Source organism: Aquimarina macrocephali (assembly GCF_051627225.1).
GTDB lineage: Bacteria > Bacteroidota > Bacteroidia > Flavobacteriales > Flavobacteriaceae > Aquimarina > Aquimarina macrocephali.
In genome coordinates this window covers 550,363-570,009 of the sequence record NZ_CP151795.1, presented here as the reverse complement: position 1 = coordinate 570,009, position 19,647 = coordinate 550,363, and the positions used below count along the sequence as shown (strand labels likewise).

The window sequence follows — 19,647 nt, the reverse complement described above, 5'->3', positions numbered from 1 at the left end:
TTTTTAAAGTAAATTAACAATGTTACAGCCTAAAAGAACAAAATTCCGTAAGCAACAAAAAGGACGTATGAAAGGTCTTTCTCAAAGAGGACACACGCTTTCTAACGGTACTTTCGGAATCAAATCATTAGATTCAAGTTTTGTTACTGCTAGACAAATAGAAGCAGCTCGTATTTCTGCTACTCGTTATATGAAGAGAGAAGGTTCTCTGTGGATTAAAATTTTCCCAGACAAGCCGATCACCAAGAAACCTCTCGAAGTACGTATGGGTAAAGGAAAAGGTGCTGTTGAGTATTGGGCAGCAGTAGTAAGACCAGGAAGAATATTATTTGAAATAAGTGGAGTGCCATATGACGTAGCGAAAGAAGCTTTACGTCTGGCCGCTCAAAAACTTCCTGTAAAAACTAAGTTTATCGTAGCTAGAGATTATCAAGCTTAATATTTGAGGATTATGAAACAATCAGAAGTAAAAGAATTATCTACAGCTGAATTACAAGAGGAACTTGGTAAAACTCAAAAAGCGTATTCAGATTTAAGAATGGCTCACGCTATGTCTCCGTTAGAAAACCCTTTACAATTACGTAAAGTGAGAAGATCTATTGCAAGAATGGCTACAGAGCTAACAAAAAGAGAATTAAACGGTTAATTCTGCTGAAAGATGGAAAAAAGAAATTTAAGAAAAGAGCGTATAGGAGTTGTTACTAGTAACAAAATGCAGAAATCCATTGTGGTTGCTGAAGTTAAAAAAGTAAAACACCCTATGTACGGAAAGTTCGTGTTAAAAACGAAAAAATACGTTGCACACGACGAGAAAAACGACTGCAATATTGGTGATACTGTAAAGATCATGGAAACAAGACCTATGAGTAAAACCAAATGCTGGAGATTAGTAGAAGTAATTGAAAGAGCGAAGTAATTATGGTACAACAAGAGTCTAGATTAAAAGTAGCCGATAACACAGGTGGAAAAGAAGTTTTAGTCATTCGTGTTTTAGGCGGTACAAAAAGAAGATACGCCTCTGTAGGAGACAAAATCGTTGTCAGTGTAAAAGAAGCAACTCCAAATGGAAACATTAAAAAAGGAGCAGTTTCAACTGCAGTTGTAGTTCGTACCAAAAAAGAAGTGCGCAGACCAGACGGTTCTTATATCCGTTTTGATGATAATGCGTGTGTTCTATTGACTCCTACAGGAGAAATGAGAGGAACACGTGTATTTGGTCCTGTTGCAAGAGAACTTCGTGATAAGCAATTCATGAAGATTGTTTCACTAGCGCCAGAAGTGCTTTAAAACATTTGTAAAGATGACAAAGCTAAAAATAAAATCAGGAGATACAGTACGAGTTATCGCTGGAGACAATAAAGGTCAAGAGGGAACAGTACAAAAAGTATTGAAAGATAAAAACAAGGCGATCGTAGAAGGTGTGAACTTAGTGTCAAAACACCAGAAGCCTAGTGCTACAAATCCACAAGGTGGTATTGTAAAACAAGAAGCAGCTATTCATATTTCTAACTTATCATTGTTAACCGCTAAAGGTGAAACTACAAGAGTTGGATATAGAGTAGAAGGAGATAAGAAAGTGAGATTTTCTAAAAAATCTAATGAAGTAATATAATTATGGCTTATATCCCAAGATTAAAACAAGAGTATAAAGACAGAGTAGTGTCAGCTCTTACAGAAGAATTCAGCTATGATAATGTAATGCAAGTACCAAAGCTTAAAAAAATAGTTTTAAGTAGAGGTGTTGGAGCAGCAGTAGCTGATAAGAAGTTAATCGACTATGCAGTAGACGAATTAACAAATATAACAGGTCAGAAAGCTATATCAACGATTTCTAAAAAAGATGTTGCTTCTTTCAAATTACGTAAAGGAATGCCAATTGGGGCAAAAGTTACGTTAAGAGGAGAAAGAATGTATGAGTTTTTAGATCGTCTAATTACTTCAGCTTTACCACGTGTTAGAGATTTTAACGGAATTAAAGCTACAGGTTTTGATGGTAGAGGTAATTACTCTTTAGGAGTTCTGGAACAGATTATTTTCCCTGAAATCGATATCGATAAGGTAAATAAGATTTCTGGAATGAATGTTACCTTCGAAACTTCGGCAAAAACCGATAAAGAAGCAAAATCATTGTTAACCGAACTAGGATTACCTTTTAAAAAGAATTAATTATGGCTAAAGAATCAATGAAAGCCCGTGAGGTGAAGAGAGCTAAAACTGTAGAAAAATATGCAGAGAAACGTAAAGCTTTAAAAGAAGCTGGAGATTATGATGCATTACAGAAATTGCCTAAAAATGCTTCACCAGTTCGTAAGCATAATCGATGCAAGTTAACAGGAAGACCAAAAGGATATATGCGTCAATTTGGAATTTCTCGTGTAACATTCAGAGAGATGGCAAACAAAGGATTAATTCCGGGAGTAACAAAAGCTAGTTGGTAATAATAAAGTAAATTAATTGGTTTAAGGTTCAATTAAAAAAATTGAAAACCAAAACCATAAATTATAAACAATGAATACAGATCCTATAGCAGATTATTTAACCAGAATTCGTAATGCAAATAGTGCTCAACACAGAGTAGTTGAGATTCCTGCATCGAAGGTTAAAAAAGAGATCACTAAAATATTATTCGATCAAGGATATATTTTAAGTTATAAATTTGAAGATAATACAACACAAGGTACTATCAAAATAGCGCTTAAATACGATAAGATAACTAAAGAACCAGTTATTAAAGAATTACAGAGAATCAGTAAGCCAGGATTACGTAAGTATGCTGGGTCTAATGATATCCCAAGAATTCTTAACGGATTAGGTGTTGCGATAATCTCTACTTCTCATGGTGTAATGACCGGTAAACGTGCAAAGCATGAGAATGTAGGTGGTGAAGTACTTTGTTACGTATATTAACAGTATAAAAGACAAAAGAAATGTCAAGAATAGGAAAAAATCCAGTAACTATTCCGTCTGGTGTCACTGTTGAAGTGACAGGTAATGTTGTTACTGTTAAAGGAAAATTAGGAGAGCTTTCTCAAGAAATCGATAGTATCGAAGTGAAAGTCGAAGATGGCCAGGTTGTTTTTGAAAGACCTAGTGAAGCCAAAGATCATAAAGCAAAGCACGGTTTATATAGAGCTTTGATTAATAATATGGTCAATGGTGTTTCTGAAGGATTTAGCAAAGAGTTAGAATTGGTAGGGGTTGGTTATAGAGCTTCTAATCAAGGTCAAAAATTAGACTTGGCTTTGGGATTCTCTCATAATATAGTTTTAGATATAGCACCAGAAGTTAAGGTCGAAACTATTTCAGAAAAAGGTAAAAACCCTATAGTAAAATTAACCTCTCATGATAAGCAATTGGTGGGTCAGGTAGCAGCTAAGATTAGAGGCTTCCGTAAACCAGAGCCTTATAAAGGAAAAGGTATCAAATTCGTAGGAGAACAATTAAGAAGAAAAGCAGGTAAATCTGCATAATAACTAACGTTATGGCATTCTCAAAAGATTTAAGAAGATTAAAGATAAGAAAGCGTATCCGCGGAAATGTAAGCGGTACAGAACAACGTCCTAGATTATCTGTTTTTAGAAGTAATAAAGAAATCTATGCACAAGTCATAGATGATGTAACTGGTAAAACAATCAGTGCTGCTTCTTCAAGAGATAAAGACATTGCTTCAGCAACAGGAAGTAAGATAGAAAAAGCAAACTTAGTAGGTAAAGCGCTTGCTGAAAAAGCTAAGAAAGCTGGTGTAGAAACAGTATCCTTTGATAGAGGAGGGTATTTGTATCACGGTAGAGTAAAATCATTAGCAGACGGTGCTAGAGAAGCAGGACTTAAATTCTAAGAAAATATGTATCAAAAATATAAAAACGCAGAATTAGTAAAACCAAGCGGGCTTGAACTTAAAGATCGTCTAGTTGGTGTACAACGTGTAACTAAAGTAACTAAAGGTGGTAGAGCATTTGGTTTCTCGGCTATAGTTGTTGTAGGTGACGAAAACGGTGTTGTAGGTCACGGTTTAGGTAAGTCTAAAGAAGTAGCAGAAGCTATCTCTAAGGCAGTAGAAGATGCAAAAAAGAATTTGGTTCGTATTCCATTACATAAAGGTACATTACCTCATGAACAAAAAGGTAAGTACGGTGGTGCAAGAGTATTACTCTTACCTGCTGCTACAGGTACCGGGGTAATTGCTGGTGGAGCAATCCGTGCAGTATTAGAATCAGTAGGAGTGCATGATGTACTTTCTAAAAACCAAGGATCGTCTAACCCTCACAATGTGGTGAAAGCAACGTTTGATGCTCTGTTACAATTGCGTAGTGCGCAACAAGTAGCAACTCAACGTGGAGTTTCACTAGAGAAAGTGTTTAAAGGATAAATTCAGGAACGATGGCAAAGATTAAAATTACTAAAGTAAAAAGTGCGATTAACCGTACTCAAAGACAGAAGAGAACCCTAGAGGCTCTAGGTCTTAAAAAGATCGGCCAGGTTGTGGAGCATGAAGATACTCCTAATATCCTTGGGATGGTAAATAAAGTTAAACATTTAGTTTCGATAGAAACAAAATAATAAAAGCACATGGATTTAAGTAACTTAAAACCTGCTGCAGGTTCGGTAAAAAACAATAGCAAACGAGTAGGTCGTGGACAAGGTTCTGGAAAGGGAGGAACTGCTACTCGTGGACATAAAGGAGCAAAATCACGTTCTGGATATTCTAAAAAGATAGGTTTTGAAGGAGGGCAAATGCCACTTCAAAGACGTGTGCCAAAATTTGGTTTTAAAAACATTAATAGAAAAGAGTATCAAGGGATTAATTTAGACACACTACAGAAATTAGTAGATGATGGCAAAATTAAAGATACTGTTGATCTAGATGTTATTTTAACTACAGGCTTGGCGGGGAAAAATGATTTGGTTAAAATATTGGGAAGAGGTGAACTGAAAGCAAAATTAAAAGTTTCAGCTCACAAATTTACAGCCACTGCAAAAGCTGCTATAGAAGCAGCAGGTGGTGAAGCAGTAACCTTATAATAGACAATTCATGAAATTTATTGACACAATAAAAAACATTTGGAAAATCGAAGAACTAAAGAATAGAATCTTAGTTACACTGGGATTACTTTTAGTATATCGATTTGGGGCGCAAATAGTACTTCCAGGAATAGATGCTTCAGAATTAGCAAACCTGGGAACACAAACTCAAGATGGTTTGTTGGGGTTACTTAATGCGTTTACAGGAGGAGCTTTCGCTAACGCTTCAGTATTTGCATTAGGTATTATGCCGTATATATCAGCCTCGATTGTAGTTCAGTTAATGGGAATAGCAATTCCTTATTTACAAAAACTACAAAAAGAAGGAGAAAGTGGTAGAAAAAAGATCAACCAAATTACTCGTTGGTTAACTATCGCTATTACTTTGGTTCAAGGACCAGGATATATTTATAACCTGTTTGCAACACTTCCGGCAGAAGCTTTTGTAGTTCCTAATCAAACAGTTTTCGTTGTGTCTTCTGTAATCATTATATCTACAGGTTGTATTTTTGCAATGTGGTTAGGTGAAAAAATTACAGATAAAGGTATAGGTAATGGTATCTCCCTATTAATTATGGTTGGTATTATTGCTACGCTACCACAATCATTTGTGCAAAACTTTGCATCAAGAACTTCAGGAGATGGAGGAGGAATGATTATGGTATTAATAGAACTGGTTATCTGGTTTGTGATTATACTAGCATCAGTGTTATTGGTTATGGCTGTACGTCAAATACCAGTTCAATATGCTAGAAGAACAGCCGGAGGAGGATATGAGAAGAATGTCTTTGGATCTCGTCAGTACATACCTTTAAAATTGAACGCTTCAGGAGTAATGCCTATCATTTTTGCTCAAGCAATTATGTTTGTGCCTGCTGCTGTAGCTGGTCTGTCAGATTCAGAAACCTCTCAAGGTATTGCTGCAGCATTTAGTGATATTTTTGGATTTTGGTATAATGTTTTGTTTGCAGTATTGATTATCATATTTACATATTTTTATACGGCTATCACGGTGCCAACTAATAAAATGGCGGATGATTTGAAGCGTAGTGGTGGTTTTATTCCGGGTATTCGACCAGGAAGTGAAACATCAGAATATTTAGATAAAATCATGTCTCAGATCACATTACCAGGATCAATATTCTTAGCGTTAATTGCAGTATTTCCTGCAATAGCAGTTAAGTTATTGAATGTACAACAAGGTTGGGCATTGTTTTTCGGAGGAACTTCTCTACTTATTATGGTAGGTGTAGCGATCGATACAATGCAACAGGTTAATTCATACTTGTTAAACAGGCATTATGATGGATTAATGAAAACTGGTAAAAACCGTAAAGCAGTAGCATAATGGCAAAACAACCAGCAATAGAACAAGACGGAAGTATCATCGAAGCATTATCAAATGCAATGTTTCGTGTAGAACTGGAAAATGGTCACGTAGTGACAGCTCATATATCTGGTAAAATGCGTATGCATTACATTAAATTATTACCAGGAGATAAGGTGAAGTTAGAAATGAGTCCTTATGATTTAACAAAGGCTCGTATAACATATAGATACTAAATAATTTAAGATTATTGTAAATTAAGATTTTTTGTGTACTTTTGCAGGCCGAAAAATCTTGTTACTGATACCTCCAAAAGATATAATTTGTATGTTTTGGAAACTAAAAACAAAGAGATGAAAGTTAGAGCATCAATAAAAAAGAGAAGTGCCGAGTGCAAGATTGTGCGTAGAAAAGGCCGACTTTACGTAATTAATAAAAAGAATCCTAGATTTAAACAAAGACAAGGGTAATTATGGCAAGAATTGCAGGGGTAGATATACCTAAACAAAAGCGAGGAGTTATAGCATTAACCTATATCTTCGGAATTGGTAGAAGTAGAGCTAAAGAAATTTTAGAAACTGCCAAAGTAGATGAAAGTGTAAAAGTTTCAGACTGGGATGATGATCAAATAGGTCGTATCCGTGAAGCTGTTGGAGTCTATACTATTGAAGGAGAATTACGTTCTGAGGTACAATTAAACATCAAACGTCTTATGGATATTGGGTGTTATAGAGGTATCCGTCATAGAGCTGGTTTGCCACTTAGAGGACAACGCACTAAGAACAATTCTAGAACACGTAAAGGAAGAAGAAAAACAGTTGCTAACAAGAAAAAAGCAACTAAATAATAAGTAGTATGGCAAAGTCAACTTCAAAAAAACGTAAAGTAATTGTTGAATCTGTAGGAGAAGCGCACGTAACAGCTTCTTTTAACAACATAATTATTTCGTTAACAAATAAAAAGGGAGACGTTATTTCTTGGTCTTCTGCTGGTAAAATGGGTTTTAGAGGTTCTAAGAAGAATACTCCTTATGCTGCCCAATTAGCCGCAGAAGATGCTTCTAAAGTAGCTATCGAGGCTGGACTTAAGAAGGTGAAAGTATATGTTAAAGGTCCTGGTAATGGTAGAGAATCAGCAATACGTTCTCTTCATAATGCTGGTATAGAGGTTTCAGAAATTATTGATGTTACTCCAATGCCGCATAATGGATGCCGTCCTCCAAAAAGACGTAGAGTATAATTTTTATCCCGAATTTTAATTTCGGGATCTTTTATATATAAACAACAATAGGTAAATCTAAATTAGGAATATTGATTATCGAAGGAAAGAGACCTTAATTCATAATCATCCTAAGTAACTAAATTATTAATAATGGCAAGATATACTGGTCCAAAAACTAAAATCGCTCGTAAATTTGGTGAAGCGATCTTCGGAGACGATAAGTCATTCGAGAAAAGAAATTACCCACCGGGACAACACGGGAATAACAGACGTAGAGGAAAGAAAAGTGAATATGCTATCCAGTTAATGGAAAAGCAAAAAGCAAAGTATACGTATGGTGTTTTAGAACGTCAGTTCCGTAACATGTTCGAAAAAGCAACACGTTCTCAAGGAATTACTGGTGAAGTATTACTTCAACTTTGTGAATCTCGTTTGGATAATGTAGTATTCAGAATGGGATTAGCAAATTCTCGTAGAGGAGCAAGACAGTTAGTTTCTCATAGGCATGTAACTGTTAACGGACAACAAGTTAACATCCCTTCTTATCAATTAAAAGCAGGAGATGTTGTTGGAGTAAGAGAAAAATCAAAATCATTAGAAGTAATTCAAAACTCACTAGCTAATAATAGCAAAGTGTATGAGTGGATTACGTTCAATAATGATACTAAAGAAGGTACTTTTGTATCTGTTCCGGCAAGAATTCAGATTCCGGAAAATATCAATGAACAATTCATCGTCGAATTATACTCTAAGTAATAACTCAAAGAAGAAACAATAACATGGCAATATTAAATTTTCAGAAGCCCGATAAAGTTATCATGATCGACTCCACAGAGTTCGATGGTAAATTTGAATTTAGACCATTAGAACCTGGGTACGGATTAACAGTTGGTAACGCTTTGCGAAGAGTTTTGCTATCTTCTTTAGAGGGATTCGCTATAACTTCTCTTAGAATAGAAGGTGTAGATCATGAGTTCTCTACGATCTCTGGAGTAGTAGAAGATGTTACCGAGATTATCTTAAATCTTAAGCAAGTACGTTTTAAGCGTCAAATAGAAGATATAGATAATGAATCTGTTACAATCTCTATTTCGGGTCAAGAGCAATTAACTGCTGGTGATTTTCAGAAATTTATTTCTGGATTCCAGGTGTTAAACCCTGATCTTGTAATCTGTAACATGGATAAAAAAGTAGCACTTAACCTAGAAATTACTATCGAAAAAGGTAGAGGTTATGTTCCTGCTGAAGAAAATAAGAAAGCTAACGCTCCTATTGGAACCATTTTTACAGATTCTATTTACACTCCAATCAAAAATGTTAAGTATAGCATTGAGAACTATCGTGTAGAGCAAAAAACAGATTACGAAAAATTAGTTTTCGAAATTGTAACAGACGGATCTATTCATCCAAAAGACGCATTAACCGAAGCTGCTAAAATATTAATCCATCACTTCATGCTATTCTCTGATGAGCGTATTACATTAGAAGCTGATGAAATTGCACAAACAGAAACTTATGATGAAGAATCACTTCACATGAGACAGTTGTTAAAAACTAAATTGATCGATATGGATCTTTCTGTACGTGCTCTTAACTGTTTAAAAGCTGCAGAGGTAGATACTTTGGGAGATTTGGTATCTTACAATAAAAATGACTTAATGAAGTTCCGTAACTTTGGTAAGAAATCTTTAACAGAACTTGAAGAATTAGTGAATGTTAAAGGGCTTAACTTTGGTATGGACCTTTCAAAATACAAATTAGATAAAGACTAACTCATCATAGTTTGCTCTCTGCATGAGGCGGATTGAGCAAGATGATGATTAAAATAAAATGTCATGAGACACGGAAAAAAAGTAAATCACTTAGGGAGAAAAACAGCACACCGTAAAGCAATGCTTGCGAATATGGCTTGTTCTCTAATTGAACATAAAAGAATCAATACTACAGTTGCAAAAGCAAAAGCGCTTAAGCAATTTGTAGAGCCATTAGTGACAAAATCTAAAGATGATACTACACATAATCGTCGTATCGTATTCAGTAGATTGCGTAATAAATACGCAGTAACAGAATTGTTTAGAGATGTTGCTCCTAAAGTAGGAGATAGACCAGGAGGATATACAAGAATTATAAAACTTGGTAATCGTCTTGGGGATAATGCAGATATGGCTATGATCGAATTGGTGGATTACAATGAGCTATACAATGCTGGTAAGCCTGCTAAGAAGAAATCAAGAAGAAGAGGTGGTAAAGGAAAAAAAGCTGAGACTGCTCCTGTAGCACCAGTAACCGAAACCGCTAGTTCTGAAGAAGAGTAAATGAGAAATGCGAATCGCACATAATAAAAAAAGGATAAACGTTCGTCGTTTATCCTTTTTTTTTGAATAATTCTAAAAGGTTTGGTTTCCGCCAAAACGGAAATTTTATAATCAAATAAAGTTAAAAATGATGAAATAAACATAGTAATAAAGATTGAAATACCAATCAAAATAAATACTATGTGAATTTTGTCGGACCATTAAAAACAATAGGTATAACAAATGAAATATCAATCTCGAAAAAAAGCAGTTCTTTTATTAGCAGACGGTACTATTTTTCATGGCAAAGCTGTGGGAAGAGAAGGTAGTGCTTTTGGTGAAGTATGTTTTAATACTGGTATGACAGGTTACCAGGAAATTTTTACAGACCCTTCGTATTATGGGCAATTAATGGTGGCTACCAATGCACATATAGGTAATTATGGAACTAATGAAAACGAAATAGAATCTGATTCCATTAAAATTGCAGGTTTGATTGTTAAGAATTTTAGTTACGAATATTCACGGGATCTCGCAGATAGTTCGTTGCAAGAATTTTTAGAAAAACATAATCTGTTGGCAATTTCTGATGTAGATACCAGAGCATTGGTAAGTTATATTAGAGATAATGGAGCAATGAATGCTGTAATCTCTACAGAGGTAGATGATATAGATAAACTTAAAAAAGAACTAGCAGCAGTTCCTGATATGAATGGGTTAGAGCTAGCTTCAAAAGTTTCTACTACAACACCCTATTTTGTAGGTGATCCTAATGCTACTTATAAGATTTCAGCTTTGGATATAGGAATAAAGAAAAATATACTTCGTAATCTGACTAACAGAGACGCATATATAAAAGTATTCCCTTATAATGCTACATTCGAAGAAATGAGCGGATGGGAACCAGATGGATATTTCCTTTCTAATGGTCCTGGTGATCCAGAACCATTAACTCAGGCAATTGCAACAGCAAAAGAGATTCTTGAAAAAGATTTACCACTATTTGGTATTTGTTTGGGGCATCAGGTAATAGCATTGGCTAATGGGATAAGCACATATAAAATGCATAATGGGCATAGAGGAATAAACCACCCGGTTAAAAACCTGATTACTGGCAAAGGAGAAATTACTTCACAGAATCATGGTTTCGCAATACATAGAGAAGAAACAGAAAAACATCCTGATGTAGAAATAACTCATGTGCATCTTAATGATGATACTGTTGCAGGAATCAAAATGAAAAATAAAAACTGTTTCTCTGTACAATACCATCCAGAGGCTAGCCCTGGGCCCAATGATTCAATCTATTTGTTTGATCAATTTATTGAGAATATTAAGAAAACAAAAGTTATAACATAATATAACAGTAGCATGGTAGCTTTTGGCTCTTTTGGTAAAACTATAACCTATAACGTTATAGTTGATAACTTGACTGTTATATCATGGTTTCTATGGTAAATTATGGTTTTTTTGAAGAGCTTAAAGGATACTGGTTTTGTATATTGCGAAGAATTAAAATTATCCAACAAAATAAATTAAAAACATGAGTGTAATTATTAATATTCACGCTAGACAGATTTTAGATTCACGTGGTAACCCAACTGTAGAAGTAGACGTGATTACCGAAAACGGTGTTTTGGGAAGAGCAGCTGTTCCTTCGGGAGCATCTACAGGAGAACACGAAGCTGTAGAACTACGAGATGGTGGTGCAGCATATATGGGTAAAGGAGTTCTTAAAGCTGTCGAAAATGTAAATACAATAATTGCTGAGGAGTTATTAGGATATTCTGTATTTGATCAAAATTTATTAGATCAAACTATGATCCAATTAGATGGCACTTCTAACAAATCAAAACTTGGTGCTAATGCAATATTAGGAGTTTCATTAGCAGCAGCAAAAGCAGCAGCAAACGAACTAGGTATGCCACTATATCGTTATGTTGGAGGAGTAAGTGCTAATACGCTACCGGTACCAATGATGAATATTATCAATGGAGGTTCGCATAGTGATGCTCCAATAGCATTTCAGGAATTTATGGTTATGCCAGTAAAAGCCAAAAATTTTACACATGCAATGCAAATGGGAACCGAGATCTTTCATAACCTTAAAAAAGTATTACATGACCGAGGTCTGAGTACTGCTGTAGGTGATGAAGGAGGATTTGCTCCAGCATTAGATGGTACAGAAGATGCTTTAGATTCAATTGCTCTTGCAGTAGAGAAAGCCGGATACAAGTTTGGTGATGAAATAATGGTTGCACTAGACTGTGCAGCAGCAGAGTTTTTTGTTGATGGTAAATATGACTATACAAAATTTGAAGGCGATACAGGAGTAATACGAACGAGTGAAGAGCAAGCAGATTATCTTGCCGAACTAGCTTCAAAATACCCTATTATTTCTATAGAAGATGGTATGGATGAGAACGATTGGGAAGGGTGGAAATACCTTACAGATAAGGTAGGAGATAAAGTTCAATTGGTTGGCGATGATTTATTTGTTACTAATGTAGAACGACTTTCAAGAGGAATTGAAAATGGTATCGCCAATTCAATATTGATTAAAGTTAATCAAATAGGAACGCTTACCGAGACTATTGCAGCAGTAAATATGGCACATAATGCAGGATATACCTCTGTGATGTCACATCGTTCTGGTGAAACAGAAGATAATACTATTGCCGATCTGGCCGTTGCCTTAAATACAGGGCAAATCAAAACAGGATCTGCTTCTCGTAGTGATAGAATGGCAAAATACAATCAATTACTTCGTATTGAAGAAGAGTTGGGAAGTATTGCGTATTTTCCAAAAGAAAATGCATTTAAAGTAAAGTAACAAAGGTTATAAATAGAATATAAAGCGACTATCTAAATTAGGTAGTCGCTTTGTTTTTTATATAATTTTGAAAATGAGTGTAAGGGTGAAAATGATCTTACGATTAATACTATGTTAACACTATATTTCGTAATTTAGCAATCCTACAATAATAGCAAAATTCTAAAATAATCAAATGTCAAAAATAGCAACGTTAGAAATCGACGGTAATAAATATGAGTTTCCGATAATAGAAGGAACAGAGAAAGAATTAGGAATTGATATTAAAACACTTAGAGGGGCAACTGGAGGGGTTACAACCATTGATCCCGGGTATAAAAATACCGGAAGTTGTGAGAGTGGTATTACATTTCTAGATGGAGAAAAAGGAATTTTAAGATACCGAGGATATTCTATTGAAGAATTGGCAGAAAAGGCAGATTTCTTAGAAGTTGCTTATTTATTGATTTTTGGGGAACTACCTACAAAAGTAGAATTAGAAAAATTTGATAGTGATATAAAAGAAGAATCTCATGTCGATGAGGATATGAAGAAAATCTTGGACGGATTTCCTAAAAGTGCACACCCAATGGGAGTGTTGTCTTCTTTGACTAGCGCATTGATAGCTTTTAATCCAGGATCAGTAGATGTTGATTCTGAAGAAGAAATGTATAATGCTATTGTAAAAATATTAGCAAAATTTCCAGTACTAGCGGCCTGGACAATGAGAAAAAGAAAAAGTCTTCCATTGGATTATGGAGATAACTCATTAGGATATGTAGAGAATTTACATAAAATGATGTTTGCAAGACCTAATAAGGCTTATGAGCCAAATAAGCTTGTATATGATGCACTGGATAAATTATTGATACTTCATGCAGATCATGAGCAAAACTGTTCTACTTCTACCGTTAGAATTGTAGGGTCTTCTCATGCTGGATTATTTGCGTCATTATCAGCAGGGATGTCTGCATTATGGGGTCCGCTTCATGGAGGAGCAAACCAGGCTGTTATAGAAATGCTTGAAGCAATCAAAGCAGATGGAGGAGATACGGCTAAGTATATTGCTAAAGCTAAAGATAAGAGTGACCCTTTCCGTTTAATGGGATTTGGTCATAGAGTATATAAAAATTTTGATCCAAGAGCTAATATTATCAAAAAATCTGCAGAAGAAGTATTAGGCGATTTAGGGATTGAAGATCCGGTTCTTGATATTGCCAAAGGACTAGCTAAAGTAGCTCTCGAAGATGAATACTTCGTAAAAAGAAAACTATATCCTAATGTAGATTTTTACTCAGGTATTATTTATAGAGCTTTAGGTATACCAACAGAAATGTTTACTGTGATGTTTGCTTTAGGGAGATTACCAGGATGGATAGCTCAATGGAAAGAGATGAGACTTCGTAAAGAACCAATCGGAAGACCAAGACAAATATATGTTGGTGAAAACTACAGACCTTTTGTGAAAGTAGAAAATAGATAAAAGTTAGATATTTAAAATATAAAGGCCTTACGTTATAATTAATAGTAGTAAGGCTTTTTTATTTTATCTTTATACGCCTCTAAAGAGAGATGGATTATTAAAATTAGTTATGAATTCATGATGAGTTCAATAAAACAGATTGTATAAAGATGTTTTAATTGTAGAATATATTTCTGAAAGCGATTAAAAACAGTAGCATAAGTAATGAAAGAAATTAAATTAGTTAAAAATAGATCAGATATTGGCGCAGGAACAAGAGGTTCTGATCTGGGAGTTGATGCAATAGAAATTGCAGCTATTAATAAAAATGATGATTATTTTAATCTGTATTCTTATGAAAATGTAGAAACAGAGAATGAAACTATTTATAATAAGGTAAACAACTCATTCGCTAAGCGAATAGGTAGTGTACTTAACGTGTGTACTCGATTAAGTGATAGCGTGTCAAGAAACCTTAAAAAAGATATATACCCGATTGTGTTATCGGGAGATCACTCATCAGCTTTGGGTACAATTAGTGGAGTAAAAGCAGCTTTTCCCACCAAAACATTAGGAGTGGTGTGGATAGATGCTCATGCCGATGTACATTCACCGTATACATCACCATCAGGGAATATTCATGGCATGCCATTGGCAGCAGCACTTTCTAATGATAATTTGAATTTTAAGATCAATGAGGTGTCAGAAGAGACAGCCGATTTGTGGAACAAGATGAAAAATATTGGCATTGAAGGGCAAAAAATTGAACATCAAAATATTGTGTATTTTGGAGTAAGAGATACAGAAGAACCAGAAGAAGGAGTAATTGCAGAAAATGGGATTAAAAATTATATGGTAGAAGAAATGCGCTACCGTGGATTTGAACAATGCCTTGAAGAAGCAATTCAAAGATTAGAATCCTGCGATATGATATATATATCTTTTGATGTTGATAGTATGGATTGTGATTTGATTTCTAAAGGAACAGGAACACCTGTTTCTAGAGGATTTGATATTAATGAGGCAATTCGTATTATTCAGGCATTTGTGAGAACAGAGAAAACAGTTTGCTTTGAAGTAGTAGAAGTTAACCCTACATTGGATAATAAAGGGAATAAAATGGCAGAAGCTGCTTTTGATGTATTAAAAGCGACAACAGCAACGATTACAGAAAAAATGATAAGCTAAATTTATTTGGAAAAACAGATAACCAATACCATAGTAATGATTCGTCCGGTTCAATTTAGGATGAATGAACAAACTGCTGTAAATAATTACTATCAGGAAACTGCAGGTATAGATCCAAAAGCAGCTAATATCAAAGCTCAACAAGAATTTAATCAATTTGTAAAAGTATTAAGAGAAGCTGGAGTACAAGTAATTGTAATCGACGATGATCCTCAAAATGATACTCCTGACTCTATTTTTCCTAATAACTGGGTGTCTTTTCATGCAAATGGAGATGTGGGATTATATCCAATGTTTGCAGTAAATAGGAGAAAAGAACGTAGACCCGAAGTTTTGGATCAAATAGAAGTTTCTGGTTTTGAAATAAATAATATTATAGATTATACCAGTGCTGAAGATGAAGAACTATTTCTTGAAGGTACTGGTAGTTTGGTGTTAGATAGGGTAAATAGAAAAGCATATTGCGCATTATCTCCTCGCGCAGATGAAGATTTGTTTATAGAATTTTGTGAAGACTTTGAATACACACCTGTTGTCTTTACTGCTTATCAAACTGTTAATAAAAAACGATTACCAATATATCATACCAATGTTATGATGGGAGTAGGAGAAACATTTGCAGTTATATGTCTGGAATCTATAGATGATAAAAAAGAACGTAAAAATCTTGTTAATCATTTAAAAGATGATGGTAAAGAGATTATTGCAATTACAGAAGATCAAGTAAACAACTTTGCGGGTAATATGCTCCAAGTTGTTGGTTTGGGAGATAAGCGCTATATTGTCATGTCATCCGCAGCATTTAAGAGCCTAACTAAAGATCAGATTGTCAAGATAGAAAAGCATTGCGCAATTCTTCATAGCGATCTGAATACAATTGAAACATTAGGTGGAGGGAGTGCACGTTGTATGATGGCAGAAGTTTTTCTTCCGAAAAGTTTGTAGTTCTATAAGCTGTAGTTAAAACTTCACTAGTAACTATAAATTACAAGAAATCAATTAAAGTATGCTTTCAAAAAAAACTAAATATGGCCTAAAGGCACTTACATATATTGCAAAAAAGAGGTGCGATGACCCCGTACTAATCTCAGAGATTGCATCTAATGAGAATATTTCTCAAAAGTTTTTAGAAAGCATTCTATTAACACTAAGAAAAACAGGTTTTTTAGGATCTAAAAAAGGAAAAGGAGGAGGATATTATTTGATTAAAGAACCAGAAAATATCACAATGGCATCTGTAATTAGAGTTTTAGAAGGGCCTATTGCTATGGTGCCTTGTGTGAGTCTTAATTTCTATGAAAAGTGCGACGATTGTCCCGATGAAGATAAGTGCGCGGTACATAGTGTTATGATTGAGGTGAGAGATAGCACGTTAAAAGTTCTGGAAAATAAAACATTAGCAGATTTTGTGAAGTAATCACAAAGTGATCTTTAATTGCTGATTCTTTTGTATTTATAAGGTCCTTTGATTTTACCCCATACTTGTTTTCCACTGTTGTTATATCCTTTAGTCCATATAGATATTTTGCTTTTACTAACCACATAGGTGCTCATGATATAATCAATATAATCAATATTGTTATTGCAAGATCCTTTACCTGTTTTACCAGAATATATTGTTGAAGTCTTTTTCTTGAAATATACTTGGCATCCGGTTTTCATTTTCAGGCTATCCAAAGTTAATCTATCGAAGAGTTCGGGCGAAGGTTTGCTAGAAAATTCAGGATTGTCTAGATCTGTAGTATGATCTTTTACACTAATGATTTTATAACTTGTGCTTTTAATAGTCGAGGAATCTAATCTCTCATAGTTTAATATAGTCTGATTGTATACGTAATGATCTCCTTTTGCATCTGATACTTCAGAATATATCCAATACCCAGGTTTGTCTTTCCAGATTCTAATATTAATTAAGTTAAGATGGGCAAAGCTAGAATCATTTTCAGCTTGTTCTTTATTAGAAAATTCACCAATTAATAAAGCTACCAAATTGTGTAATTCAAGATCTTTTACAGGATTAGAATTACAGGATGAAAGTAATGTTGATAGAAAAATAATTAGTAATAGTTGCCTCATATGATTGTTTTAATAAATATATAAAAAATACGAAAAAAAATGCAATTTATCGATAAAACTTAGCGTTTTGTCCTAGTAAATTTGATTTAACTATACAATCTTGCAGATCGAAACCTCAAATGCAAAATAATAAATAGATATCATTTGTGTCATAAATAATCAATCTACCTATGCTGATACAAAAGGAAGGATGATTTCTAGATATGTTTTCTAATTTAACTCAGGGGGTTTTTGTACGAGTTGTTGACTAGTGTTTTTTTATGTACAATATAATGAAATGATGTGAAAACACGTAGTATCGCTGTGTAATTTCTATTATCTTTACAGCTTAATTTTTTAAGAAGATGAGTTTACAACAAACCATTTCAGAAAAAGTAAAAGATGCGATACGACAATTGTATAGTGCTGATCTGGAATCTGTAGAATTACAAGCCACCCGAAAAGAGTTTGAGGGAGATGTTACCGTAGTGGTATTTCCTATGCTTCGTGTAGTAAAAGGAAATCCTGTGCAGATAGGAGAATCTATAGGTAAATATTTGATAGAGAATGTAGAAGAAATTGACGCTTATAATGTGGTTAAAGGGTTTCTGAATTTAGTAATTTCGGATTCATATTACCTTAATTTTTTTACAGAAATCAGAAATATTGAGCATTATGGTTTTGTTACCCCTTCAGAAGGAGATAAAGCGATTATGGTAGAGTATTCCTCACCTAATTCAAATAAACCTTTGCACTTAGGTCATGTAAGAAACAACCTTTTGGGGTATGCTGTAGCAGAGATTATTAAAGCTAGTGGTAAAAGAGTGCTTAAGACCCAAATTATTAATGACCGAGGCATACATATCTGTAAGTCTATGTTAGCCTGGCAGAAATATGGTGAAGGAAAAACACCAGAATCTACTGGGTTAAAAGGAGATAAATTAGTTGGAAATTATTATGTAAAATTTGATCAAGTCTATAAGGGTCAAATTGCACAGTTAGTTGCGGATGGTAAAACAGAAGAGGACGCAAAAAAAGAAGCTTCAGTTATAGTAGAAGCCCAGGAAATGCTTCGTAAATGGGAAGCAGGAGATGAAGAAGTGGTGAAGCTTTGGGAAATGATGAATGGTTGGGTGTATGAAGGTTTCGACCAGACGTATAAAACTTTGGGAGTAGATTTTGATAGTTATTATTATGAAAGTAGTACATACCTCCTTGGTAAAGATAATATCGAAGAAGGGTTAGCTAAGGGTGTATTTTTTAAAAAAGAAGATGGGTCGGTATGGTGTGATCTTACCGATGAAGGTCTTGATGAAAAAATAGTACTACGTAGTGATGGTACTGCAGTGTATATGACTCAGGATATCGGAACAGCCATACAACGGGTTAAGGATAATCCAGATATAGGAGGGATGATTTATACTGTAGCGAATGAGCAGGATTATCATTTCAAAGTGCTATTTTTAATTTTGAAGAAATTAGGATATGATTGGGCACAATATTTACACCATCTAAGTTATGGTATGGTTGATTTGCCTAGTGGTAAAATGAAAAGTAGAGAAGGAACCGTAGTAGATGCTGATGATTTAATTAATCAAATGGTAGTAACTGCTGGTGAGATTTCTAAAGATTTGGGTAAGTTAGATGGTTATACCGAAGATGAGAAAACAGAAATTTACCGTACTATTGGACTTGGGGCATTAAAATATTTTATTTTGAAAGTAGATCCCAAAAAACGCATTCTTTTTAATCCTGAAGAATCAGTAGATTTTCAAGGAAATACAGGCCCATTTATACAATATACCTATGCACGTATTCAAGCAATTCTACGCAAAGCAGACTTTGATTACAATAGCCCGATTGTCGATATAGCATTACATGAAAAGGAAAAAGAGCTCATTAAACAATTAGAGCTTTATCCAGAAGTTATTCAAAATGCTGCGAATGAACTTAGTCCAGCTATAATTAGTAATTATACCTATGATCTGGTAAAGAGTTATAATTCGTTTTTTCAGAATGTATCTATATTTGGAGCAGATACAGATCAGGAAAAAGCATTTAGAGTTCAGATTTCTAGTCTGGTAGGTAACACTATTAAATCGGCATTTAAACTTTTGGGGATTAGCGTGCCTAAACGAATGTAGTTTTTGATATAGGTGTAAAACCTTTAGGATCGATATTTTTTGAATAAAAAGGAGAAGAATATCGATTTTTTATTCCTTTTGTCTAAATATGTAGTAAAAATCAATAGTAAAATGCTAAATTA

At 34.4% G+C, this 19,647-nt stretch carries 29 protein-coding genes; 28 read left to right on the top strand and 1 reads right to left on the bottom strand.

The annotated features are described in order from the left end of the window. Positions 1–19 precede the first annotated feature (19 nt). The 27 genes from rplP to AAFU52_RS02420 all read left to right on the top strand — a co-directional run bounded on the left by rplP (position 20) and on the right by AAFU52_RS02420 (position 16,743). Complete coding sequence (gene rplP / locus AAFU52_RS02550; protein WP_024770873.1) at positions 20–439, top strand: 50S ribosomal protein L16; 420 nt, start codon at positions 20–22, stop codon at positions 437–439. A gap of 12 nt (positions 440–451) precedes the next feature. Beyond that, positions 452–646 (top strand): 50S ribosomal protein L29, encoded by a 195-nt coding sequence (gene rpmC / locus AAFU52_RS02545; RefSeq protein ID WP_024770872.1) that lies wholly within the window; start codon positions 452–454, stop codon positions 644–646. A 12-nt stretch (positions 647–658) separates the two neighbouring features. Then, positions 659–916, top strand: coding sequence for a 30S ribosomal protein S17 (gene rpsQ / locus AAFU52_RS02540; protein ID WP_024770871.1), 258 nt, complete (start codon positions 659–661; stop codon positions 914–916). A 2-nt stretch (positions 917–918) separates the two neighbouring features. Next, complete coding sequence (rplN, locus tag AAFU52_RS02535) at positions 919–1,287, top strand: 50S ribosomal protein L14 (protein ID WP_024770870.1); 369 nt, start codon at positions 919–921, stop codon at positions 1,285–1,287. Between the two features lie 13 nt (positions 1,288–1,300). Next, positions 1,301–1,612 (top strand): 50S ribosomal protein L24, encoded by a 312-nt coding sequence (gene rplX, locus AAFU52_RS02530; RefSeq protein WP_024770869.1) that lies wholly within the window; start codon positions 1,301–1,303, stop codon positions 1,610–1,612. A 2-nt stretch (positions 1,613–1,614) separates the two neighbouring features. Further along, on the top strand, positions 1,615–2,166 hold the full coding sequence (gene rplE, locus AAFU52_RS02525) for a 50S ribosomal protein L5 (protein ID WP_024770868.1): 552 nt from the start codon (positions 1,615–1,617) through the stop codon (positions 2,164–2,166). A gap of 2 nt (positions 2,167–2,168) precedes the next feature. Beyond that, entirely contained in the window at positions 2,169–2,438 is a 270-nt protein-coding gene (gene rpsN, locus AAFU52_RS02520) for a 30S ribosomal protein S14 (RefSeq protein ID WP_024770867.1), read from the top strand. A gap of 70 nt (positions 2,439–2,508) precedes the next feature. Further along, positions 2,509–2,907 (top strand): 30S ribosomal protein S8, encoded by a 399-nt coding sequence (gene rpsH, locus AAFU52_RS02515; RefSeq protein WP_438425173.1) that lies wholly within the window; start codon positions 2,509–2,511, stop codon positions 2,905–2,907. A 20-nt stretch (positions 2,908–2,927) separates the two neighbouring features. After that, the gene (gene rplF / locus AAFU52_RS02510) at positions 2,928–3,470 is read left to right on the top strand and encodes a 50S ribosomal protein L6 (RefSeq protein WP_024770865.1); all 543 of its coding nucleotides are present in this window, start codon (positions 2,928–2,930) and stop codon (positions 3,468–3,470) included. Positions 3,471–3,481: 11 nt separating this feature from the next. Further along, complete coding sequence (gene rplR / locus AAFU52_RS02505; RefSeq protein ID WP_024770864.1) at positions 3,482–3,838, top strand: 50S ribosomal protein L18; 357 nt, start codon at positions 3,482–3,484, stop codon at positions 3,836–3,838. Between the two features lie 6 nt (positions 3,839–3,844). After that, positions 3,845–4,369, top strand: a complete 525-nt coding sequence (rpsE, locus tag AAFU52_RS02500) for a 30S ribosomal protein S5 (protein WP_024770863.1) — start codon at positions 3,845–3,847, stop codon at positions 4,367–4,369. A gap of 11 nt (positions 4,370–4,380) precedes the next feature. Then, positions 4,381–4,560, top strand: a complete 180-nt coding sequence (rpmD, locus tag AAFU52_RS02495) for a 50S ribosomal protein L30 (RefSeq protein WP_024770862.1) — start codon at positions 4,381–4,383, stop codon at positions 4,558–4,560. Between the two features lie 9 nt (positions 4,561–4,569). After that, the gene (rplO, locus tag AAFU52_RS02490) at positions 4,570–5,022 is read left to right on the top strand and encodes a 50S ribosomal protein L15 (RefSeq protein ID WP_024770861.1); all 453 of its coding nucleotides are present in this window, start codon (positions 4,570–4,572) and stop codon (positions 5,020–5,022) included. Between the two features lie 10 nt (positions 5,023–5,032). Then, entirely contained in the window at positions 5,033–6,370 is a 1,338-nt protein-coding gene (gene secY / locus AAFU52_RS02485) for a preprotein translocase subunit SecY (protein ID WP_024770860.1), read from the top strand. Continuing rightward, positions 6,370–6,585 carry a translation initiation factor IF-1 gene (gene infA / locus AAFU52_RS02480; protein ID WP_008613577.1) on the top strand — a complete coding sequence of 72 codons (216 nt, stop codon included), beginning with the start codon at positions 6,370–6,372 and terminating at the stop codon, positions 6,583–6,585. Before secY ends, infA begins: the two co-directional genes overlap by 1 nt. Positions 6,586–6,702: 117 nt before the next feature. Next, entirely contained in the window at positions 6,703–6,819 is a 117-nt protein-coding gene (ykgO, locus tag AAFU52_RS02475; RefSeq protein WP_013621733.1) for a type B 50S ribosomal protein L36, read from the top strand. 2 nt (positions 6,820–6,821) lie between these two features. Next, complete coding sequence (gene rpsM, locus AAFU52_RS02470) at positions 6,822–7,196, top strand: 30S ribosomal protein S13 (RefSeq protein WP_024770859.1); 375 nt, start codon at positions 6,822–6,824, stop codon at positions 7,194–7,196. A gap of 8 nt (positions 7,197–7,204) precedes the next feature. Continuing rightward, positions 7,205–7,588: a 30S ribosomal protein S11 gene (gene rpsK, locus AAFU52_RS02465; RefSeq protein WP_024770858.1), complete on the top strand. Its 384-nt coding sequence runs from the start codon at positions 7,205–7,207 to the stop codon at positions 7,586–7,588. Between the two features lie 132 nt (positions 7,589–7,720). Beyond that, positions 7,721–8,326: a 30S ribosomal protein S4 gene (gene rpsD / locus AAFU52_RS02460; RefSeq protein WP_024770857.1), complete on the top strand. Its 606-nt coding sequence runs from the start codon at positions 7,721–7,723 to the stop codon at positions 8,324–8,326. 23 nt (positions 8,327–8,349) lie between these two features. Further along, positions 8,350–9,342, top strand: a complete 993-nt coding sequence (locus AAFU52_RS02455) for a DNA-directed RNA polymerase subunit alpha (protein WP_024770856.1) — start codon at positions 8,350–8,352, stop codon at positions 9,340–9,342. A 63-nt stretch (positions 9,343–9,405) separates the two neighbouring features. Continuing rightward, positions 9,406–9,885, top strand: a complete 480-nt coding sequence (rplQ, locus tag AAFU52_RS02450) for a 50S ribosomal protein L17 (RefSeq protein ID WP_024770855.1) — start codon at positions 9,406–9,408, stop codon at positions 9,883–9,885. A 222-nt stretch (positions 9,886–10,107) separates the two neighbouring features. Next, positions 10,108–11,223 (top strand): glutamine-hydrolyzing carbamoyl-phosphate synthase small subunit, encoded by a 1,116-nt coding sequence (gene carA, locus AAFU52_RS02445; RefSeq protein WP_438425166.1) that lies wholly within the window; start codon positions 10,108–10,110, stop codon positions 11,221–11,223. Positions 11,224–11,407: 184 nt separating this feature from the next. Continuing rightward, positions 11,408–12,697, top strand: a complete 1,290-nt coding sequence (eno, locus tag AAFU52_RS02440) for a phosphopyruvate hydratase (protein WP_438425164.1) — start codon at positions 11,408–11,410, stop codon at positions 12,695–12,697. A gap of 175 nt (positions 12,698–12,872) precedes the next feature. Next, positions 12,873–14,159, top strand: a complete 1,287-nt coding sequence (locus AAFU52_RS02435) for a citrate synthase (RefSeq protein WP_024770852.1) — start codon at positions 12,873–12,875, stop codon at positions 14,157–14,159. Positions 14,160–14,363: 204 nt separating this feature from the next. Further along, positions 14,364–15,326 (top strand): arginase, encoded by a 963-nt coding sequence (locus tag AAFU52_RS02430; protein ID WP_024770851.1) that lies wholly within the window; start codon positions 14,364–14,366, stop codon positions 15,324–15,326. Between the two features lie 36 nt (positions 15,327–15,362). Continuing rightward, entirely contained in the window at positions 15,363–16,271 is a 909-nt protein-coding gene (gene ctlX, locus AAFU52_RS02425) for a citrulline utilization hydrolase CtlX (protein WP_035092098.1), read from the top strand. Between the two features lie 61 nt (positions 16,272–16,332). Next, a complete protein-coding gene (locus tag AAFU52_RS02420) occupies positions 16,333–16,743 on the top strand; it encodes an RrF2 family transcriptional regulator (RefSeq protein ID WP_024770849.1) in 411 nt (136 codons plus the stop codon). Positions 16,744–16,757: 14 nt separating this feature from the next. On the opposite strand, the gene AAFU52_RS02415 is transcribed toward AAFU52_RS02420, so the two are convergent. Next, the gene (locus AAFU52_RS02415) at positions 16,758–17,402 is read right to left on the bottom strand and encodes a chromophore lyase CpcT/CpeT (RefSeq protein WP_024770848.1); all 645 of its coding nucleotides are present in this window, start codon (positions 17,400–17,402) and stop codon (positions 16,758–16,760) included. 344 nt (positions 17,403–17,746) lie between these two features. Here AAFU52_RS02415 and argS point away from each other — a divergent pair, with 344 nt between their 5' ends. Continuing rightward, entirely contained in the window at positions 17,747–19,525 is a 1,779-nt protein-coding gene (gene argS, locus AAFU52_RS02410) for an arginine--tRNA ligase (RefSeq protein ID WP_438425160.1), read from the top strand. Positions 19,526–19,647 lie beyond the last annotated feature (122 nt).

Coding starts and splice junctions, on each gene's coding strand:
- rplN (WP_024770870.1), top strand. CDS start 919: ATGGTACAACAAGAGTCTAGATTAAAAGTAGCCGATAACACAGGTGGA.
- secY (WP_024770860.1), top strand. CDS start 5,033: ATGAAATTTATTGACACAATAAAAAACATTTGGAAAATCGAAGAACTA.
- ctlX (WP_035092098.1), top strand. CDS start 15,363: ATGATTCGTCCGGTTCAATTTAGGATGAATGAACAAACTGCTGTAAAT.
- rplF (WP_024770865.1), top strand. CDS start 2,928: ATGTCAAGAATAGGAAAAAATCCAGTAACTATTCCGTCTGGTGTCACT.
- AAFU52_RS02415 (WP_024770848.1), bottom strand. CDS start 17,402: ATGAGGCAACTATTACTAATTATTTTTCTATCAACATTACTTTCATCC.
- argS (WP_438425160.1), top strand. CDS start 17,747: ATGAGTTTACAACAAACCATTTCAGAAAAAGTAAAAGATGCGATACGA.
- carA (WP_438425166.1), top strand. CDS start 10,108: ATGAAATATCAATCTCGAAAAAAAGCAGTTCTTTTATTAGCAGACGGT.
- rplX (WP_024770869.1), top strand. CDS start 1,301: ATGACAAAGCTAAAAATAAAATCAGGAGATACAGTACGAGTTATCGCT.
- ykgO (WP_013621733.1), top strand. CDS start 6,703: ATGAAAGTTAGAGCATCAATAAAAAAGAGAAGTGCCGAGTGCAAGATT.
- rpsD (WP_024770857.1), top strand. CDS start 7,721: ATGGCAAGATATACTGGTCCAAAAACTAAAATCGCTCGTAAATTTGGT.
- rplQ (WP_024770855.1), top strand. CDS start 9,406: ATGAGACACGGAAAAAAAGTAAATCACTTAGGGAGAAAAACAGCACAC.
- rpsE (WP_024770863.1), top strand. CDS start 3,845: ATGTATCAAAAATATAAAAACGCAGAATTAGTAAAACCAAGCGGGCTT.
- AAFU52_RS02430 (WP_024770851.1), top strand. CDS start 14,364: ATGAAAGAAATTAAATTAGTTAAAAATAGATCAGATATTGGCGCAGGA.
- rpsN (WP_024770867.1), top strand. CDS start 2,169: ATGGCTAAAGAATCAATGAAAGCCCGTGAGGTGAAGAGAGCTAAAACT.
- rpsH (WP_438425173.1), top strand. CDS start 2,509: ATGAATACAGATCCTATAGCAGATTATTTAACCAGAATTCGTAATGCA.
- rpsM (WP_024770859.1), top strand. CDS start 6,822: ATGGCAAGAATTGCAGGGGTAGATATACCTAAACAAAAGCGAGGAGTT.
- rplR (WP_024770864.1), top strand. CDS start 3,482: ATGGCATTCTCAAAAGATTTAAGAAGATTAAAGATAAGAAAGCGTATC.
- infA (WP_008613577.1), top strand. CDS start 6,370: ATGGCAAAACAACCAGCAATAGAACAAGACGGAAGTATCATCGAAGCA.
- AAFU52_RS02420 (WP_024770849.1), top strand. CDS start 16,333: ATGCTTTCAAAAAAAACTAAATATGGCCTAAAGGCACTTACATATATT.
- AAFU52_RS02455 (WP_024770856.1), top strand. CDS start 8,350: ATGGCAATATTAAATTTTCAGAAGCCCGATAAAGTTATCATGATCGAC.
- eno (WP_438425164.1), top strand. CDS start 11,408: ATGAGTGTAATTATTAATATTCACGCTAGACAGATTTTAGATTCACGT.
- rplP (WP_024770873.1), top strand. CDS start 20: ATGTTACAGCCTAAAAGAACAAAATTCCGTAAGCAACAAAAAGGACGT.
- rpsK (WP_024770858.1), top strand. CDS start 7,205: ATGGCAAAGTCAACTTCAAAAAAACGTAAAGTAATTGTTGAATCTGTA.
- rplO (WP_024770861.1), top strand. CDS start 4,570: ATGGATTTAAGTAACTTAAAACCTGCTGCAGGTTCGGTAAAAAACAAT.
- rpsQ (WP_024770871.1), top strand. CDS start 659: ATGGAAAAAAGAAATTTAAGAAAAGAGCGTATAGGAGTTGTTACTAGT.
- rpmD (WP_024770862.1), top strand. CDS start 4,381: ATGGCAAAGATTAAAATTACTAAAGTAAAAAGTGCGATTAACCGTACT.
- rplE (WP_024770868.1), top strand. CDS start 1,615: ATGGCTTATATCCCAAGATTAAAACAAGAGTATAAAGACAGAGTAGTG.
- rpmC (WP_024770872.1), top strand. CDS start 452: ATGAAACAATCAGAAGTAAAAGAATTATCTACAGCTGAATTACAAGAG.
- AAFU52_RS02435 (WP_024770852.1), top strand. CDS start 12,873: ATGTCAAAAATAGCAACGTTAGAAATCGACGGTAATAAATATGAGTTT.